The organism is Levilactobacillus brevis (assembly GCA_021383565.1).
In the GTDB taxonomy this organism is placed as follows: Bacteria; Bacillota; Bacilli; order Lactobacillales; family Lactobacillaceae; genus Levilactobacillus; species Levilactobacillus brevis_B.
In genome coordinates this window covers 1,761,272-1,779,530 of sequence record CP079699.1, presented here as the reverse complement: position 1 = coordinate 1,779,530, position 18,259 = coordinate 1,761,272, and the positions used below count along the sequence as shown (strand labels likewise).

18 protein-coding genes are annotated in these 18,259 nt (G+C 49.9%); 15 read left to right on the top strand and 3 right to left on the bottom strand.

The window, feature by feature from the left end; all coding sequences use genetic code 11:
* Positions 1-79 precede the first annotated feature (79 nt).
* The gene (locus KB236_08370) at positions 80-1,465 is read left to right on the top strand and encodes a hypothetical protein (GenBank protein UIF28557.1); all 1,386 of its coding nucleotides are present in this window, start codon (positions 80-82) and stop codon (positions 1,463-1,465) included.
* 74 nt (positions 1,466-1,539) lie between these two features.
* On the opposite strand, the gene KB236_08365 is transcribed toward KB236_08370, so the two are convergent.
* Positions 1,540-2,148: a hypothetical protein gene (locus KB236_08365; protein UIF28556.1), complete on the bottom strand. Its 609-nt coding sequence runs from the start codon at positions 2,146-2,148 to the stop codon at positions 1,540-1,542.
* Between the two features lie 328 nt (positions 2,149-2,476).
* Between KB236_08365 and KB236_08360 the strand changes: the two genes are divergently transcribed.
* Positions 2,477-3,247 (top strand): hypothetical protein, encoded by a 771-nt coding sequence (locus tag KB236_08360; protein ID UIF28555.1) that lies wholly within the window; start codon positions 2,477-2,479, stop codon positions 3,245-3,247.
* Between the two features lie 234 nt (positions 3,248-3,481).
* Complete coding sequence (locus tag KB236_08355) at positions 3,482-3,868, top strand: winged helix DNA-binding protein (protein UIF28554.1); 387 nt, start codon at positions 3,482-3,484, stop codon at positions 3,866-3,868.
* Between the two features lie 99 nt (positions 3,869-3,967).
* Here KB236_08355 and KB236_08350 read toward each other — a convergent pair whose 3' ends face one another.
* Positions 3,968-4,228, bottom strand: a complete 261-nt coding sequence (locus tag KB236_08350) for a hypothetical protein (protein ID UIF28553.1) — start codon at positions 4,226-4,228, stop codon at positions 3,968-3,970.
* A gap of 137 nt (positions 4,229-4,365) precedes the next feature.
* Positions 4,366-4,974, bottom strand: coding sequence for a hypothetical protein (locus KB236_08345; GenBank protein UIF28552.1), 609 nt, complete (start codon positions 4,972-4,974; stop codon positions 4,366-4,368).
* A 482-nt stretch (positions 4,975-5,456) separates the two neighbouring features.
* Between KB236_08345 and KB236_08340 the strand changes: the two genes are divergently transcribed.
* The 12 genes from KB236_08340 (at position 5,457) to KB236_08285 (ending at position 18,254) form a co-directional block, all read left to right on the top strand.
* On the top strand, positions 5,457-5,723 hold the full coding sequence (locus KB236_08340) for a hypothetical protein (GenBank protein ID UIF28551.1): 267 nt from the start codon (positions 5,457-5,459) through the stop codon (positions 5,721-5,723).
* 174 nt (positions 5,724-5,897) lie between these two features.
* The gene (locus KB236_08335) at positions 5,898-6,539 is read left to right on the top strand and encodes an SDR family oxidoreductase (protein ID UIF28550.1); all 642 of its coding nucleotides are present in this window, start codon (positions 5,898-5,900) and stop codon (positions 6,537-6,539) included.
* 1,363 nt (positions 6,540-7,902) lie between these two features.
* Positions 7,903-8,727, top strand: coding sequence for a phosphopentomutase (locus KB236_08330; GenBank protein UIF28549.1), 825 nt, complete (start codon positions 7,903-7,905; stop codon positions 8,725-8,727).
* Between the two features lie 275 nt (positions 8,728-9,002).
* Complete coding sequence (locus KB236_08325; protein UIF28548.1) at positions 9,003-10,259, top strand: NupC/NupG family nucleoside CNT transporter; 1,257 nt, start codon at positions 9,003-9,005, stop codon at positions 10,257-10,259.
* 441 nt (positions 10,260-10,700) lie between these two features.
* A complete protein-coding gene (locus tag KB236_08320) occupies positions 10,701-12,017 on the top strand; it encodes an NCS2 family permease (protein ID UIF28547.1) in 1,317 nt (438 codons plus the stop codon).
* A gap of 83 nt (positions 12,018-12,100) precedes the next feature.
* The gene (gene rihC / locus KB236_08315; protein UIF28546.1) at positions 12,101-13,015 is read left to right on the top strand and encodes a ribonucleoside hydrolase RihC; all 915 of its coding nucleotides are present in this window, start codon (positions 12,101-12,103) and stop codon (positions 13,013-13,015) included.
* Between the two features lie 616 nt (positions 13,016-13,631).
* Positions 13,632-14,513 carry a metallophosphoesterase gene (locus KB236_08310; protein ID UIF28545.1) on the top strand — a complete coding sequence of 294 codons (882 nt, stop codon included), beginning with the start codon at positions 13,632-13,634 and terminating at the stop codon, positions 14,511-14,513.
* Positions 14,514-14,795: 282 nt separating this feature from the next.
* Positions 14,796-15,524: a 16S rRNA (guanine(527)-N(7))-methyltransferase RsmG gene (gene rsmG / locus KB236_08305; protein UIF28544.1), complete on the top strand. Its 729-nt coding sequence runs from the start codon at positions 14,796-14,798 to the stop codon at positions 15,522-15,524.
* 19 nt (positions 15,525-15,543) lie between these two features.
* Positions 15,544-16,374 (top strand): nucleoid occlusion protein, encoded by an 831-nt coding sequence (gene noc, locus KB236_08300; GenBank protein ID UIF28543.1) that lies wholly within the window; start codon positions 15,544-15,546, stop codon positions 16,372-16,374.
* A gap of 14 nt (positions 16,375-16,388) precedes the next feature.
* Positions 16,389-17,156 carry an AAA family ATPase gene (locus KB236_08295; GenBank protein UIF28542.1) on the top strand — a complete coding sequence of 256 codons (768 nt, stop codon included), beginning with the start codon at positions 16,389-16,391 and terminating at the stop codon, positions 17,154-17,156.
* Entirely contained in the window at positions 17,146-18,030 is an 885-nt protein-coding gene (locus tag KB236_08290) for a ParB/RepB/Spo0J family partition protein (protein ID UIF28541.1), read from the top strand. Before KB236_08295 ends, KB236_08290 begins: the two co-directional genes overlap by 11 nt.
* A gap of 17 nt (positions 18,031-18,047) precedes the next feature.
* Positions 18,048-18,254, top strand: a complete 207-nt coding sequence (locus KB236_08285; protein ID UIF28540.1) for a DUF951 domain-containing protein — start codon at positions 18,048-18,050, stop codon at positions 18,252-18,254.
* Positions 18,255-18,259: the final 5 nt, after the last annotated feature.

Genomic DNA, 18,259 nt, shown 5'->3' with positions numbered 1-18,259 from the left:
TTATCAGTAAAATTATAAATAGTTTGTTATACTGAAAGGCGTTAACACATAAACTGATAATTCAGAGGAGATCATACACATGCAAGCAAGTTTAGCAAAATCATTGTATCTTGGTTTAGCTGTCTTGAGTCTGGGTGCCGTGACGACGGTCGCAACTACCGCCCAAGCTGCCAGCAAGGCCAAGGTTGTGTCCAGCAAGACGTTGACCAACGACGGGACCAAGCGGAACGTTCAACCAACCGGGAAGAACGCGCTGTACTCTAAGCCGGGTACGGTTAAGGGTGCCAAGAAGGTCGCTTCGACCGCTACCATGAAGAAGTTGGCTTCATCCAAGAAGTCCGCCGACTATTTCCGCGCTTACTACCAGAAGGTCACGAACAAGGGCTCCGTTTACTACAAGATCGTTTCCATGGACGGTAAATACCGTGGTTACATCTACGGCGGTAAGAAGTCTGGTACCTTTGCCGGTGGGCTCAAAAAGGCTGCCACTACGAAGTCCGTGGCTAAGCCAGCCAACACGACCGTTTACTTCGCCAAGCCAGGGAAGTCTAACGTGACGTGGAACGCACCTAAGTACACGCAATACAAGGCCAGCAAGTCTGTTAAGGACACCACGGCCTACGCCAGTGACGCGCTGACGATTACGTCTGCCGCTAAGAAGACGCGTGAAGGTTCTCTGTACTACTACGTGACCGATGACGCTAATCCAGCCGTTAATGGGTGGATTTACTCGAAGGCCGTTACGGCAACAAAGCCTGCAGCTGACTCATTTAATGACAAGGCTGATGTGAAGGTTAACTTCACCTTTAATGGTAAGACGGTTGCCTCAACGACGTTGGCCAACTTGAAGGCTAACGACACCAAGGCTGTTTCGACGGTTAAAGGAACGGCTGTCGGCACTGACGCTAGGGCTCAAGCAACGGATGCTTGGGGTAAGACTGCTTTGACTGGAACGGGATATGCTTATAAGGCTTCTGATAGCACCAATGTTGCTAATTTAGCTGCAGCTAAGAGTGGAGATACAATCAGTCTGATCGTAACGCAAAATCAAAGCACGACCTCATCCTTTACGTTCTACAAGACAGATGGCAACGGGGATCTTTCCCAAGCCGCTACGGGTCTGCAAGCTTATACGACTGGGGTGACGGCGACTAAGAATACGGTTGTCTTTCCAAGTGTTACAGCTGGTTTCACGGGCGTCGAGGACGCAACGTTTACGGCTGCCGATGCAGCAACTTACTTGAAGAACGCCGGCTTGGCAACGTTAGATACGCCTAACTACCAGAAATCTGGTTCAACGACGAAGTACTATACGGAATACAAGCTGTCCAGCACAATTGCGGGTACCTTTGGTCAAATTACGAAGGCCTTCTATACGCATTCCGAAAAAACTGGAGATTCTCCAGTAGCAACAACTGCGACAACTAGCACGACTGGTGTTACGAACTACCACACGAACAAGTAATTTTGATTAAGTAGCGTCACAAAGGACCGCCCAACTTGGACGGCCCTTTTAATATCCGCAAAACTCTCTGGCACCTACCCCCGCAATCGTCGTTCCACCGCCGCCGGCAAATCTGGTGCCGTCAGAAACGGCTGGAGACTGTCCACTCGCAACTGTTCCGCCAGTACGGCCACAATCTGTGGTGAGACTGAAATCTGGGCCGCTTCCATTTGCCAATAGACCATCGGGGAGACGCCGTAGATCAGGCTAGCCGTGTGAATGGGACAATAGTCGTCGGCTAAGCGCAGGCACCGTAAGATATCGGCGTAGCTGTTCACCGTGTGGGGCGCGGGTTTAACGACGCCATGCTTGGCAGCGAAGACGGCACTGTCTGGCCAGTCCATGGCCTGATGGTGATTGGCGGCTAGGCGTAAGTTGTCGGAGATAGTAAGTTCAAATAACGCCGTGGTGAGGTCCTCAGCCCGCTGTAAAGTGGTAACCTGCTGATAGTTAAGCCCGTAGCATTGACAGATTAGGGCCAATAAATCCGGATTGGGGTGTGTGATATGGTCATGCTCCAATTCTTCTAAATACCAGGCGGGAATATCCAAGTTTTTCAAGATCTCTTCATAGCTGGCGCCATCGGCCAAAATCAGTCGTGCCTTGGATAGCACGGCGCCCAACGAATGTCGTTGCATCATCATATCACCACACCTCACTTTTACCTAGATTGTATCAAGACTATCTAATACTTCTATGAAATATTCATGAAAGTTCACCGCTAAAATCATGAGAAAAATCGAATTTAATTCGTATAAATTAAATTATATTTCGTCTATCATCCACCAAACGATGGCCCCTAAACACCTTTGATGACGGCTATCTGTTTATATTTTGTCCGATAAATTATTTTTGAATTTCAATGTTTATTTCTTGCTATCATTCGGTTTTTGTGGGAATCTATAGCTGGGCCACAGGAAGGCCGTGGTAAGTTGTCATAGACCTTAATTTTCTTGAGAAAGGGAATAGTAAATGGTTAATTTATTGACGAGGGGACTCGCACCAGCAGTTCGTTTGAAGATCGAAGACACGGGTGTGATTGATTTTACACACTTAAAGCTAGAGGACGTGACGCGTTTCATTCCACGAGGGGAAGTCGAGGTGGATTGGCAGTCGTTGCTGTTCATTAAGAACAAACGACCGGCGGACACGATCGTCCTGACGCTGTATGACGGTTTCTTTCGAACCCCGCTGTCCCCGCGTGAATTGGTCGATTTAGCAATTGCTTCCACGGACAAGACGTGGCATGATCACAACACCAATGTAGATATCCTACATCTAAGTGGGCCCACGCCGGTTGTGAGCGGTAACTTGCAGCTCTTGGTGACTGAGCAACCGGCGCGGAAGAATCACACCAGTTGGGTTGGCGTTCAATCAATCGAACGGGTGAACGCGGCCTCCGAGAAGAAGGTCCGCGTGCAATTGAAGAACGGGATGGAGATGATATTTCGGGACCGTGCCGTGCGACTCCGCAAGAAGATGGCTGAAGCACAGCGAATTAAGTACTATTTGATTCGTGAGCATGAAGATTTACGGCGACACTTCGCTCCTGACGAGGGAGCCGCGCAGATAGTGGATGACTTTGATGGTCACGAGAGCCGACTGCAGCGTAGTGTTCGGCTGGTTTCGGCGTGCTTTACCATGTGCAATCATCCACTAAGTCCGGAACACGTCCGTAAAGTTATCTTGAACGTGCAACAGGGCAGGCGAGAAGTCTTCAACTTTGAGGATGAGCACTACTAGCCCGAAAAGAGGGGTATTTCAACGTTTTAAAGCATTCCATATTAAGAAATTAATAGCAAATTTGGCCAAGATGTGATTTGTTTATAATGTAGTCTGTTATCTGTGGTAGGATGTTTAGGGGAGGTAACTTTCAGGGCTTATGGTTTTACCCACGAAGTTATCACTACGCGATGACTATGTTAAAGACAGACCGACGATACCAGACTGTCGGTGGTCACGAGGAGGAAGAGTAACATGATGGAAGCCAATAAGTTAGCCGTGGATGTTCAGCGGATTCACCAATTGAATTCGTTGCTCCGTCCCTTTATTAAACGGCCAAGCAGCGGGGATGCAATTACGTTCGAACAATATCGAATCCTACACGAACTCGCCATGGAAAAGGTCAGCACCAGTGAATTAGCTCGGCGCCTGAACGTGGGCCAATCCATGATTTCAATTCAGATTAGCCGGTTGTTAAACAACGGTTACATTGATGACGAAACGTTGGCGACCGATCGGCGTTATCACGTGTTTGAGATTACGGCGCGTGGTCGGCGAATCGAAGAACACGTCAGCGATGTGCTCAACGAAGAATTGCCGGAACTAATCCAGCAACTGACCGAGATTGTGAATGATCATTAATCGGATTAATCCAGAGGATGCAGGGCAACTTGCATCTTCTTTTTGTGGTTAACCGCAAATAAAAAGCCAACCCACACGCTGTGAGCTGACTCAGTTTACCTATTCCGCTGCTTCAAGTTCTTCGTCTTCAGGTTCGTCCATTGGCTTGCCAGCGGCATCGACCAATTGGAGTTCACTTAGGCGGATGACGACTAAGTCACCGAAGGAATCGATTTTATCGGTTTCCTTCTTGGCGAGTTGTTCAGGTTCAACTTTCACCAGTGCGGAGTGTTCGTAGATCTTCGTGATGGTTCCGTAGAATGAATTTGAGAAAAGTTCAGTTTTTTCACAAAATACGCGGTTGTCTTCGTGTAGTGCCATGAGCAATCGTCCCCCATAAAAGTAATTTATAACAGATTAAAGGTCACGTGCCCAAAAGTCAAGCGAATTTCACGAAAAACGTTAAAATGGTCAAACAATTTAACCGACAAGTTAATCAACGCACGAATTAATTCGGCTTATAGGTGACGAAGCCGGTCAATTCGAGACTGGGCCGTAAAGTTCTGCAGGGCCTCGGTCTGTTGAGCCGTCTTAGTCGCGAATTCCGTGAGAAAGTTCAGTTCTAAGTCGCTTAGCGGTCGTTGGGTTTGCGCCGCCGTCAATAGCTCGTCCACGGCTGCCGTGACCTGTTCATTGGCCGCTAACAATGCCTTGAAGGCTGGCGTTCCCGAGAGTCCGGGCAAGTCGGTGGCCTTGATGTGGACAGCAGAGGTTGCGACCTTGGCTGAAGCGGTGGGGGTCGTCGAGCTAGCGGCGGCGCGTTGTTCCTGACGTTGAATCTTGGCCGGTGCCGGCACGCTGTTGTCGAAGTAGTAATAGACTTCTCGTGGCTTCACAGCGGCCTTCTTGATCCGCGGATCAATCGACGGCGCCGCCGAGACCGCGCCCATCACCACCGATTGAACGTAGCCCAGCTTTCCCAGCATTTCCCGGAGTTTGACGGCCCGGATGCCGCGAATTCCCGGAAATTTCTCCTCGGAGACCACCTCTGAAGTTTGTTCATCCTGTAACCAAGCGATAATTTGTTGCCGAATTTTTGCTGCTTGACTGTTCTTCGTATTTGCCATTGTGGGCCTCCATCGAAATTCCCGTAATTACTAGTCGATTAATCATTAAAGTAAGCCGTTAAGTGCCGCGGTAGCAACCTAATCGTCGGTTGTCATTGCCAGCCGGTCAATAATTAATTACTCTATTACTAATATTGAAGCATGTTTCCCCCGCGGCTGGCAAGGGGAAGGGCCTAATTTTTGGTAAAAATTGCGGTGAGATCCGCTGTTCCTAATTTTTTTAGGCCAAGTATGGTACAATCTAAGTACATAGAGGAACTATCTTGGTGACGCCGAACGCTTTGTGGTTTGGCAAGGCTGACATCACCGTGCGCACGTGAGTTAATCATGGGTTGAACGAGCCGTGATTGTCGATAGCCGCGGCACGTTTCCCACTCGTGATTGGCTACGGGCCGATAATGGAGGGGCGTGTTGCCGCGGCCCTTCCTTTTGTCGTGGTGCCGAAATCAGGATAGTTTCAATCAATTTAGGAGTGAACAATTTTGCACATTTTTAGAGATGAAAACGGGATTCGTCTGGTCGTTTCCCACCAGCTCGGACATTACGCCGTCCATTTTGCGGAATACGCCCCCGAACAAGAATTCGTGAATTATGGCTTAAGCAAGGATCGGCATGGCAGTTATCATCTGACCATTGAGAAGACCAATTTAACCGAACTCGACCAACCGGCTCTGAAGAAGGAACTGGTCTTCGGCGACCTTGGCGACAGCATCACGCCCATCGAAGGCGTCACGTTAATGTTGATTTAAACGCAGAAACACTTCAGTCGTTACGGCTGGGGTGTTTTTTTATTGGTCCAAAAGTGGCGGCGTTAAGGGACTGAGCAGTCTTGGGATGACTGACGGTGATCCTTTTCGGTTGCTAAATGTAACTGTTAGTATTACAGTATAACCGTAAACCAAAAAGCAAAGGGGTTAATCTTCATGACAAACGTATTAGTTCTGGGCGCCAACGGAAAGATTGCAAAGCTTGCGACGGCACAACTTTTAGACAATGAACAGAATCACCTCACGTTGTTCTTACGGCATGCGGAGCGACTGGCGGATGCTGCGAGTGACCGGGTCACGGTCTTTGAGGGCGACGCCAGCAGTGTGGCCAATCTGAAGTCGGCCATGGCCGGCATCGACGTGGTTTACGCCAATCTGGCGGGTCACAACATCGAAGACGAGGCCAAGGCGGTCGTTGCGGCCATGGCGGCTAGTCAGGTTAAGCGGTTGATCTGGATTTCCACTCTGGGGATTTACGATGAGGTTCCTGGCAACTTCGGTCAGTGGAATCACCAGATGCTGGACGGCGGCTACTTAGAGACCTACGCCGCGGCGGCCAAGGTCATTGAGGGGTCCGACCTCGATTACACGATTATTCGCCCGGCTTGGTTGGACAACAAGGACGAGATCGACTATGAACTGACCAAGAAGGGGGAGGCCTTCAAGGGCACCGAGGTCTCACGGAAGAGTATTGCCGCTGTCGTTGCGAAATTAGTCGCTGATCCCAGCCAAGCGGTTCGCGAATCATTGGGCGTCAACAAGCCCAATACCGATGGTGACAAGCCAGCTTGGTATTAATCGTCAACGCCGGGGAGCCATAGTGGGGTAAAAATAATTTTCCTACTATAAATCCCCGTACGCCAACACTTCACTCTGAAGCGGCGAAATTCCAGATTCAAAAAGTGTGCATTATCGGTAAATTCGCGGTATAACTATGTTGTGTGTTGAGCAGAGCTCCACACGACCGTTAGTTTCATGCATCACTTAATTTGGAATCAATTTACTAAGCTCATCTCTGTGAAACTTTTCCTCCAAACAAGAACCCATGGAATTTGCCTGGAATTGATTCATACGTTGCGATATCGTCAACGACCACGACTCGTTGGCGATATTTTTTTACGCTAAAAAACCCGTCGTTGTAACGTTTATCCGGAGGTGCGCAAAAATAATTGAGAAGTTGCGGCTTATCTATTGCAAACGCTTACAACCCGTGTTACTATTATGTCACGGAAAGGAATTAAGCGTTGTGATTGCAGCACATGATCTAGTTGATTCAATGCTTTAGGAAACTGATTTCCGTTTTGAGGTAAGTCAGATTTACGAGTAGAGTAACCTGCACCACAGAATGTTTTAGACAACTCCGATAAACCTTCTAACGAACTCTGGTAGAGTCAAGTAACAGGTTCAAGAATGATGTACAACTGAATATAGTGTCAGCTTAGCGCTTCACGTAAGCGTATGTGTTTAGAGACGTGTAGACAGTGTCATTAGGTTTAACTAGAGCTCGGATGTTGCGGTAACAGAGGTCATGCAAGGATTTCAAGTAGAATCGTTAGAGCGTGTTCTGTTAGGGTAATGAAGGCATTAAGTTTCAACGTAACAAACCAAAACGGTAGCCTGAAATAAAATATAGTATGAGTATACGGCTGCGGCAGTTGGTTCGAAATATGAGTTATGAGGCGATTAAGTATTAAGATGATTACGAAACGGGAATTACGTCACAACCTCCTTTCCGGAAGTTAGCGGACTTCAAGTTATCTCCATCCAACTTGAAGCCCGTTTTTATGACTTCTGGAGTAAGTTGTTCGGTTCAACCAAGCTGTGGCCGGTTTGAATGATGGTCAACCACGTAAAACGGTTTGACAGTTTGGCTTCCCGGTGGTACGGTATTTGCAGTTAGATGATAGCGCTAACATGTTGGGCACAGGCCAAAGGTAAATCCTTTTATGCAATCGGTTGCGAATCCAGCCCTTTGCGAGAAATTAGGGGCCGTAGACCGCTTGTGAGCCTTGGTTAATGGGCGTAATGTTCGGAAATCGAGTTTCTCAGATTTCTTGCAATCAGCCATTTACAGGCGCTCGCGGAAACGGTATATTATTACTAGACCGAAAAAACTGCCGATGAGTTTTTTAACGAGAACTGACCTAAGGAGTGAGAGTTGATGGCATTTCATCGCATTTTCGTGATTGATTTCGCTGGTTTAGGTCTGGGGGAAGCTCCGGACGCAAATCGCTTTCAGTCGGTCGGAACTGATACGTTAGGTCATGTGGCGGTTAGTTGGTCGAGTAAACTAAATCTTCCAACATTACAGCGGTTGGGACTCGGAAACATTCGGGTTGGTCATCCGTTGCTGGGCATTGACCCGGTCGCCACGCCAATGGGCTTTTATGGGCGTCTACACATGGCCGCGCAGGATAATCATCCGGATACGGGGCTTCGTGAGATGTGGGACTATAATGGACAGACCCGCACGCAAAGTGTGTTGGCCACTCTACCCGAGGCGGGATATCCCGTTACCATCGCGGCGCCGTTTCTAAGCTACCTGCAGACGCAGGATGCGGCTGAAAAGGTTCAACTGGGCAGTAACCAGGAGGCCTTCCGCGTGCTCAATGAGTTGTTGTATCGACCATCGTCCGGCATGGCGCTGATTATGTTACCCGATTTCCGGTTCGCCGGGGAGCGTGGGGACATCACGTCTTTCGGTGAATCACTGATGCACACCGATCAAGCGCTGGGCCAGATTATTCACGATATGGGGGTCAATGACCTTCTGATTGTGACGGCCAGTCACGCGGTTGATCCCACGGTGGCGGTCACGCCGACCCGCGAATACTTGCCGGTGATTGCCTATTCGGCATCGCGGCCCAGCACACACGCGTTGGGCATTCGGCGCACGCTCGCCGATGTTGGCGCCACGGTTCTTGAGAATTTCGGCTTAGCCAGTCACGCGGCTGGACATAGCTTTTTAAATGAATTTACGCAATAGAAGTTTTGAACGAACCTTGAAGGGGGGTGAGGAAGCATCATCGTTAGGGGGTAACCACTAGGTTGCAAAGGTCAACGTCGAGTAGGCAACGATACATCTATTATTTGCAATTTCACCATTCGCCGAAAACGTTGAAATCTAGGGTTACGAACTGATGCCGTTCGTTCGTAACAGAAGTTATGCGGTACATAATTTCTGCAGCCACATCGTGTCAACTTTTGTATGGCAAACGTCCATACATCAAAGAATAATATCGGAAAGAGGTATTTTGACCAATGCTAGTCGCAGTCAATATTTTAGGGGTAATTGTTTACCTCGCCATCGCGTTCTTATTCTCCAAGAATAAGAAAAAGATCAACTGGAAATCAACTGGAATTGTTTTAATTCTTAACTTGATTCTGGCTTGGTTCTTCACCAGTTTCTCAATCGGGCAAGACATCGTTAAGGGTGCCGCCGATGGTTTCAACTGGTTAGTTCAAGTGGCCTATCAAGGGATCGTCTTCGCCTTACCTAACTGGGTAACCCCAGAATTCGGTGGGACTGCCAAGACGATGAACTTCGTGACAAGTTCACTGCTGCCAATCTTATTGGTTGTTCCAATGTTCGATATCTTGACTTATATCGGGGTATTGCCTTGGATCATCAAGTGGGTTGGTCGTGGCCTTTCCTTCATCACTGGTCAACCTAAGTTCGAATCTTTCTTCTCTGTTGAAATGATGTTCTTAGGGAACACTGAAGCCTTAGCCGTTTCTCAATTACAATTAAAGAGCATGCGTAAGGAACGTAACTTAACGCTTGCCATGATGTCGATGTCATGTATCACGGCTTCCATTCTGGGTGCATATACCCAAATGGTTCCAGGTCAATTCGTTCTGACGGCCGTTCCAATTAACATTTTGAACGCCATTATCGTGACGAACATGTTGAACCCTGTTGAAGTGGCTCCTGAAGAAGATACCATCGCCAAAATCGGTGGTTCTAGCGCAGCTGCTGAATCAGACGCTGTTGAAGATGACGGCAAGAAGGAACCATTCTTCTCATTCTTGGGTGACTCTATCCTGGGTGCCGGTCGTCTGATCTTGATCATCGCCGCAAACGTTATCGCCTTCGTTGCCTTAGCCGCATTGATTGACCGGATTCTTGAACTGTTCAACCCATGGTTATCTCTGGAACACATCTTAGGGATCATCATGTTCCCATTTGCTTGGTTAATGGGTCTGAACGTCCACGATGCATTCGGCTTTGCCCAATACATGGGGACTAAGCTGGTTACGAACGAATTCGTTGTCATGGGTAAGATTGCTTCTACCATCAACACTGATGCTTTCTCCGCTCACTACCGTGCCATCTTGACCGTCTTCTTAACTTCCTTTGCGAACTTCTCAACTACTGGGATGATCATTGGTTGTTTCAAGGGGATCGTTGACCGCGAAAACAACGAATTGATTTCTAAGAACGTTGGTTACATGTTACTTTCCGGGATCTTAGTTTCCCTGCTGTCTGCCGGGATCGTTGGTCTCTTCGTTTGGTAAGATGTTCCGTGATTAGATAAGATTCAAGTTTTAAAATTGATAGCCCAGGGCCGTTGGCTTTGGGCTATCTGTGTCAAAAGCGCGCTTAATTAATGACTTGATATTAGGGATTTCGTATAAATATCAGTGACCAGCCGGTTAATTGGTGCCGCGGCAGACATAGATTGATTTGGTGAGTGGTGGTTGGCCATTTATCGCCAGTACCCGCCCGGTAAGGCGCCAGTCCGGCAATTATCATGGCTAACCGCCGTTCACCAGAAGTTTTAACAAATGTTGTGTACAATGTAGCGAGACTAATTCGTAACTGTTCGATTAGTCCGTACGGGTGCCGACCTTCCTAGCCGGGAAGTGAAACCCAGCCAGATGCGTGAGACCATCTGGTTGCAAAGCCCGTTGAAGTTTGTGCGTCACAGAACGACGCATCGAAAGATAGGGATTTTTATGGATAAGCAACAATCGCAGGTGGACTTAGCGAATAACATGACGCTACGAGAAGCTTTGCGGCATAAGGATGTCGTCCGCAACGAACTGATCGCGGGAGTTACTGGCTTTTTTGCCATCTCGTATATTATCATTGTGAACCCGCTGATTTTAAAGGATGCGGGAATTCCCACCGATTTGAGCGTCTTCGCGACCATCTTCTCCTCGGTGATTGGCTGTTTGGTCATGGCCTTTTGGGCCAACGCACCAATCATTCTGACGCCGGGGATGGGGGTCAACGCCTTCTTTACCTACACCATCGTGGTGAACATGGGCCTGAGTTGGCAAGAGGCCCTCGGGATTGCGGCGGTCGCCAGTTTTATTTACATGTTGATCGCCTTTACCAAGGTGTCGACGATTCTCTCGGAGGCGATTCCCGAATCGTTGAAGAGTGGGATTACCGCGGGGATTGGTCTCTTCCTGGTGGAGATTGGCCTGGAGAAAGCCGGGCTGATCGTCGCTGGGAAGACCTCCTCACTGGTCGTGTTAGGGGATTTGACCAAACCCACGCCGCTGCTGGCGCTGTTCGGGTTAATTCTCAGCTTGATTCTGTACATTCGAAAGGTGAAGGGAAACTTCTTCATTGCGATTATCGCAACGAGTTTGGTGGCCTTCTTCTTCGGCGTCAAGGATAGCGATACGCCCAGCGTTGACCTCGCGCGGTTGGGACAGTACCACGAGATTGTCTTCAAGAACGATTTCTCTCACTGGCTGAGCACGCCATTTATCTTGGCAGCCTTCTCGATGACTATGATTCTGGTCTTTGAATCTATGGGACTCCTGCAAGGCTTGTTGCCCAACCAAAAGAAATTCAAGAAGACTTTCGAAGGCAGTTCGGTGACGACCTTCCTGTCGAGTTTCTTAGGGACCAGCCCCACGGTTGCCGCGGCCGAAAGTGCTTCGGGGATCGAGACGGGCGGTCGAACGGGAATTATGGCCCTGGTGGCCGCAGTCCTGTTCGCTCTGTCCCTGGTCTTTGTTCCGCTGTTGGCCTACGTGCCGTCCGCAGCGATTGCGCCGGTGATTATCATCACTGGCGCGTTGATGATGGCGGCGATTGGCAACATTAAGATGGCTGATTTTTCCGAATGGTTCCCAGCCTTCTTGATTATCGTGTTGATTCCGTTCACCAACAGTATTTCAACTGGTTTAGCCTTTGGCTTCGTGTGCTACCCGATTATGAAGTTAGCACTGGGTAAAGCCAAGGACATGACTTGGCCCGTCTACCTGTTAGGCGTGCTGTTCCTACTTGATTTAGTCTTTAGTGCCCTGCTGTAATGGCGGGGTTTCACTTAAGGGTTTAACGTAAGCGGTTACGGCCGCAAATAAAACCGAATTAATTTCATTGGGAGGAAACAAAAATGACGACAAAAATTATTATGGATACGGACCCCGGAATTGATGATGCAGCTGCTTTGACCATGGCGATCAACGATCCAAGCATTGACTTGAAGCTGATCACGACGGTGGCGGGTAATGTGACGGTCGATAAGACCACGATCAACGCGCAAAAGATTGTGCGTTTCTTCAACGCGAACATTCCCGTAGCGTCCGGTGCTGAACAACCACTGTTCAAGGACTTTGAAGACGCCGCACGGATCCACGGGGAATCCGGGATGCCAGGTTACGACTTCCCAACTGATTTACCTAAGCCACTGGCTAAGACGGCCGTAGAAGCCTTACACGATGAAATCATGGCTAGCGACGAACCTATTACATTGGTGCCAACGGGTTCATACACGAACATCGCCTTACTGTTCTCCGAATACCCGGAAGTTAAGAGCCACATTAAGCAAATCGTGGCCATGGGTGGTGCCTTAGGCAAGGGGAATATGACCAGTGCCGCCGAATTCAACGTCTTCACCGATCCAGACGCTGCGGCAATCATGTACAAGTCCGGTGTGCCAATCGTCATGGTCGGCTTGGACATTACCATGAAGGCCCTCTTGACGCACGAAAGCATCGAAGAATTACCTAAGATTAGTGAAACGGGTAAGATGCTCCATGACATCATCGTTAACGATGGTGACAACAGCGACAAGGGGATTGCTATGCACGACGTCAACACCATCTTCTACCTGCTTCACCCAGAAGCTATTACGACGGAAGACATGTGGATCGACGTTCAAACTGACGGCCCAGCCATCGGTGAAACGGTCGGAGACATCCGTGGCGCTTACCATGATGGCAAGACCAACGCTAAGGTTTCCGTGGACATCGACGCGGTCGAATTCAACAAGTGGTTCCTTGAAGAAGTTCGGGCAATTAAGAACTAATTCAAGCCAATAAGCTAATCCAACGATCCCGGTACGGCCAACGTCAAAGTTGACTGTACCGGGATTTTTGGTGGGACTAGAATGGCTAGCTATCAGGAAGGATTGCCGAACGGTAAGGCGGCCAGCTCTGCACAAGCCTATCCCCAGAACTTTTACAGAAACAAGAGGATTTCCATACAGAAACGATACATCCACTTGCTATCATGGACTTAAATCAAGGGGAAGAGGATGATCGTATGTCCACAACAGACATAGAGACGTTGATCATACTGATTGTGACTTGGTTACCGATGTTGTGGTTTTCCCGACCGTCTAAACATCACAGCTAAGTCCGTGAGCGTGTTCGTGGACTTGGTGGAAAAGGCGTGGCGAATTCAGTGAAGTTCGCGACGCCTTTTTTTGACGTCTGCGGTAGCATTTTGACGGATAATTGGTTCAGGGTGGACGCGAGATTGCTCACAATTTGCGGAAACTTTACACGATGTTGACAAGGACCATACCGATAATTTACAATACTTCGCTATGCTAGAGATATCTTGGAGATCGTTTACGATCGGCGCCAGGGGACTTGGAACGGTCGATCGCTAATCTTTATTTTGGGGGGAGTAACGGGGCCATGAATAAATTCACCATCGTGCACTTATCGGATCCGCAACTAACAGCGGCCGCCGTCGAACCACAGTATCATCAACAGGTGCCGCCAATCGAGAAGCTCCAGCAGATTTTTGATGACGTGTTAGCGCACCAGATTAAGCCCGACCTGATCGTGGTTGGCGGTGATCTGATGCAGGGCGGAACCGGGCCGGACTATGCGCGGTTACGCACCTACTTAACGGAACAATCGGCGCGATTACAGGCGCCGATTCAGGTGATTCTGGGCGATCAGGATGACCGTGAAGCCTTTAATGCGGGGTATTTGGGACAAGCCCATCAGCCGTACTATGCCTACAAACAGATCTATCAAAACATGGATTTTTACTTTCTGGATTCGAAGTGGGAGGCTCACAAAGAGGCCGGTTGGCTGGATCGTGAGCAGCTGGATTGGCTAAATAAGAATCTACACATTGCGCCACGGCGGCGGGCCTTTATTTTCCTCCATCATCCGTTGGACGCCCCCGCGCTACGCACCATACGGTATGCGTTGCTACAGAACAATCGCGAACTATTGGCGATTTTGCATGGGCACAATATCGGGGGAATCTTTACCGGCCATTTACACTTTGGAGCCAGCTACTTAGTCGATAACACGATTCCCGTGACGGTCGTGGGGTCCGCGACCACTTACATTAATTGTCAGGACCCACACTATCACGAGGTTCACGATGCGACGAGTTACAATGTAATTACGATTCAGCGGGGGATGGCTAGTGTTACCAATCATCCGCTCTATTTCGGTCAGTCGGTCATCGACACGATTACTGTGAACAATACTGGCTTTGCCAAACACCGTCCGCGTTTGATGGGCCCTCGGCGTGCGGTCAACGAACCATTTCTGTGAAGAGACAATTGGCGATAACTTTTTAAACAAGGCACGACCCAGAACTTTTCTGAAGGGGGGATTCCTAGCGTAGCGCCGGGAGTCCGCCCTTCATTTATTTTCCCGTGATAGGCGTTTCATGTGAACCGAATTTTCGGTATAATAGGAAACGACGTGATTGCGAGACGACCACACCCCGTCAGTTTCGGTGGGGTGGTCGGTTGCGTTTCGCAGGTAAGTAAGGTAAAGTATAATCAAACGTGAAACAATTGTGTTTCACAGAAGTGAACTGGGAGAGTGTGTATGAATCCAGAAGAGTTTCGTGCCGCGCTAGCCACGCAAGGCATTACGTTAACCGCAACACAGGAACAGCAATTTGCGACGTATTTTGAGTTCTTGGTGGCGACCAATGAACACGTCAATTTAACCACGATTACGGCGGAGCCAGATGTCTATTTGAAACATTTCTATGACTCACTGACCCCCGCTTTTTATGTGCCCGCACTGCGAACGGAACCCCTGACGGTTTGTGACGTTGGCGCCGGCGCTGGTTTTCCATCCCTGCCCCTGAAGATCTTGTTCCCGCAACTTCAGATTAGCATCGTGGATTCGTTGAACAAGCGGATCACTTTCTTAAATGAATTGGCGGCCAAACTTAATCTCACCGGCGTGGCCTTTCACCACGCGCGGGCCGAGGAATTCGGTGGAAAGCGCGCGGCCAATCGCGAGGGCTATGATCTCGTATTAGCCCGCGCCGTGGCTCGGATGTCCGTGCTCAGCGAACTCTGCTTGCCGCTGGTCAAGGTAGGTGGCCAGTTCGTGGCGTTGAAGGCTGCCGCCACCGCCGATGAATTGGCGGTGAGCCAGACGGCGATCACGACGTTGGGCGGTCAGCTCAGCGCCGATCACGCGTTTGAGCTGCCTGTCAGTCACGACCAACGCCACATCGTGGTCATCGACAAGGTCAAGCACACGCCTAAGCGTTACCCCCGTAAAGCGGGAACGCCGAACAAAGAACCGTTAGAAGATTAATGGGATGGGGGTAAGATAATTGCCATTTTCATTATTTGGAAATAATCGGGAAAAGGCGACGCAGCCGACGCATCCCGTGAAACAAAACGTGGTGATGATTCCGGTTGCGCAGATCATTCCCAACCGGTTCCAACCGCGCCAACGGTTTGATCCCACGGCCATTACCGAGTTGGCCCAGACGATTGAAGAACATGGGCTACTGCAGCCGATTGTGTTGCGCCAATACGAACCTGACCATTACGAGATTATCGCCGGCGAACGACGCTTCCGGGCGGTGAACAGTCTGAAATGGACCGAGGTGCCGGCCATCGTCGAAGAGATGAACGACGACGAGACGGCTTCCATGGCCCTGATTGAAAACCTCCAACGCGAGGAGCTGTCCGCGATCGAAGAGGCCCATGCCTATCAACAATTGATGGCGCTCAATCACATGACTCAGGCGCAGTTGGCCGAGGGGATTGGGAAGAGTCAGGGTTTCGTGGCCAACAAGCTACGACTCCTGAAGCTGGCAGAGCCCGTGCGTAACGCCATCTTGAATCGCCAGATTACCGAGCGTCACGGACGCGCCTTACTCGCGCTACCGGTTGACGACCAGCCGGCCATGCTCCAGCGGATTGCCGACGGTCAGCTAACCGTTAAGGAAACGGAAGCACTGATCGCCAAGCACAAGCGGCCCAAACGTCGACGCAAGGTGACCAAGCACAGCGTATCCGGTGACACCAGAGTGGCGGTCAATACGATTCGTCAGTCGGTAAAGATGGTGACGGATGCCGGCATGGCGCTGACGACCAAGGAAGAAGAAACTGCAGACGGTTACCGGATCATTATTGACATTCCCAAAGAAAGCTAGAGGTGGAACGACATATGGGCTATATCATCGCATTAGCCAATCAAAAAGGTGGCGTGGGTAAGACCACGACCGGGGTTAACCTGGGGGCCGCACTGGCCTCCGCTGGCCAGAAGGTCCTGCTGGTCGATACCGATGCCCAAGGCAACGCGACCAGCGGCGTGGGCATTCAAAAGGCCACCATTGAACGCGAAGTCTACGACGTCTTGGTCAACGAGACGCCGATTACCGACGCGATTTTGCATACTGAACATCCGGGGTTGGACATCGTTCCCGCAACCATCCAGCTTTCTGGTGCGGAGATCGAGCTTACGCCAATGATGGCGCGTGAAACGCGGCTGAAAGACGCCTTGGATGAGATTCGTGATCAGTACGATTATATTTTAATCGACTGTCCGCCTTCGCTGGGGCTGTTGACCATCAACGCCTTTACGGCAGCCAACTCAATCCTGATTCCGGTACAGAGTGAATACTATGCGCTGGAAGGGTTGACGCAACTGTTAAATACGGTGAAGTTGGTCCAGAAGCACTTCAACCGTGAGTTGAAGATCGAAGGCGTGCTGTTGACCCTGTATGATGCCCGGACGAATCTGGGGAAGCAGGTCAACGAAGAAGTGAAGAAGTATTTCCAAAACAAGGTCTACGCCACGATCATTCCGCGGAATGTGCAGTTGGCGGAAGCGCCTAGTCACGGGATGCCGATTATTGATTACGCACCGAAATCCAAAGGTGCTGAGGTGTACACTGAACTCGCAAAGGAAGTGCTAGCTGCCCATGGCAAGTAAGAAAGAGAAAAGTTTAGGACGCGGGATTGACGCGCTGTTTGCCGAGAACGGCGTGGATGCTGGGGAAGAAACGGTCGTTGATTTAACGTTGGCCGATATTCGCCCCAACCCGTACCAACCACGGCAGAAGTTCGATCACAAGGGCTTAAACGACTTAGCGGCTTCCATCGAAAAGACGGGGGTTTTCCAGCCGATTATTGTGCGTCAACCGGACAAGCGGGCCAACCGTTACGAGATTCTTGCGGGCGAGCGGCGTTTCCGGGCTTCCAAATTAGCTGGTAAGGAGACGATTCCCGCGATTGTTAGAGACGTTACTGAAGAACAGATGATGGAGATCGCCGTGTTGGAGAACCTCCAACGCGAGGATCTGACGCCCCTTGAAGAGGCTGAAGCCTACGATACCTTGATGACCAAGCTCACCTTGACGCAGGCTCAGGTCTCCGAACGCCTAGGCAAGAGTCGGCCGTACATTGCCAACTACTTGCGGTTACTGGGCTTGCCCAAGGCCGTCAAAGACATGCTCCAGAAAAACGAGTTGTCGATGGGTCAAGCGCGGACGTTGTTATCCCTAAAGGACAAGACCAAGCTGGTCGCCTTAGCCAAGAAGGCCGTCGCGGATGGGATGACCGTTCGGGCGCTGGAGGCCGAGGTCAGCAAGCTCAACGGGGCCGCTAAGAAGTTAGCTAAGAAGCCCGCCAAGAAGAAGTCGCCGTTCCTGCGTTCGACGGAAAATCAACTCCAAGAACGTTTTGGAACGCAGGTTTCAATCAACGAGGGCAATGGCGACGATCACCAGGGACGCATCGAGATTGAATACCTCTCCAATGACGATTTGAATCGGATTTTGGACTTGTTGAACATCCACACGGACTAAGCAAGGGAGGCCAAAGCATGTACGATTTAGGCGATTTGGTAGAAATGAAGAAGCCCCATCCTTGTGGTGCGAGCCGCTGGGAGATTACCCGGATGGGCGCCGATATTAAGATCAAGTGTACGAATTGTGGCCACGTTGTGATGTTGTCACGGCGCGAGTTTGAAAAGAAATTAAAAAAGGTATTGGTTCGTAAGGCCGACACCGATAATGGAAAGAGTGAATAATTGCT

Bases quoted from the DNA above. Each gene is read 5' to 3' on its own strand.
- KB236_08370 (UIF28557.1), top strand. From the start codon at position 80: ATGCAAGCAAGTTTAGCAAAATCATTGTATCTTGGTTTAGCTGTCTTG.
- KB236_08365 (UIF28556.1), bottom strand. From the start codon at position 2,148: ATGATGATGCAACGACATTCGTTGGGCGCCGTGCTATCCAAGGCACGA.
- KB236_08360 (UIF28555.1), top strand. From the start codon at position 2,477: ATGGTTAATTTATTGACGAGGGGACTCGCACCAGCAGTTCGTTTGAAG.
- KB236_08355 (UIF28554.1), top strand. From the start codon at position 3,482: ATGATGGAAGCCAATAAGTTAGCCGTGGATGTTCAGCGGATTCACCAA.
- KB236_08350 (UIF28553.1), bottom strand. From the start codon at position 4,228: ATGGCACTACACGAAGACAACCGCGTATTTTGTGAAAAAACTGAACTT.
- KB236_08345 (UIF28552.1), bottom strand. From the start codon at position 4,974: ATGGCAAATACGAAGAACAGTCAAGCAGCAAAAATTCGGCAACAAATT.
- KB236_08335 (UIF28550.1), top strand. From the start codon at position 5,898: ATGACAAACGTATTAGTTCTGGGCGCCAACGGAAAGATTGCAAAGCTT.
- KB236_08330 (UIF28549.1), top strand. From the start codon at position 7,903: ATGGCATTTCATCGCATTTTCGTGATTGATTTCGCTGGTTTAGGTCTG.
- KB236_08325 (UIF28548.1), top strand. From the start codon at position 9,003: ATGCTAGTCGCAGTCAATATTTTAGGGGTAATTGTTTACCTCGCCATC.
- KB236_08320 (UIF28547.1), top strand. From the start codon at position 10,701: ATGGATAAGCAACAATCGCAGGTGGACTTAGCGAATAACATGACGCTA.
- rihC (UIF28546.1), top strand. From the start codon at position 12,101: ATGACGACAAAAATTATTATGGATACGGACCCCGGAATTGATGATGCA.
- KB236_08310 (UIF28545.1), top strand. From the start codon at position 13,632: ATGAATAAATTCACCATCGTGCACTTATCGGATCCGCAACTAACAGCG.
- rsmG (UIF28544.1), top strand. From the start codon at position 14,796: ATGAATCCAGAAGAGTTTCGTGCCGCGCTAGCCACGCAAGGCATTACG.
- KB236_08295 (UIF28542.1), top strand. From the start codon at position 16,389: ATGGGCTATATCATCGCATTAGCCAATCAAAAAGGTGGCGTGGGTAAG.
- KB236_08290 (UIF28541.1), top strand. From the start codon at position 17,146: ATGGCAAGTAAGAAAGAGAAAAGTTTAGGACGCGGGATTGACGCGCTG.
- KB236_08285 (UIF28540.1), top strand. From the start codon at position 18,048: ATGTACGATTTAGGCGATTTGGTAGAAATGAAGAAGCCCCATCCTTGT.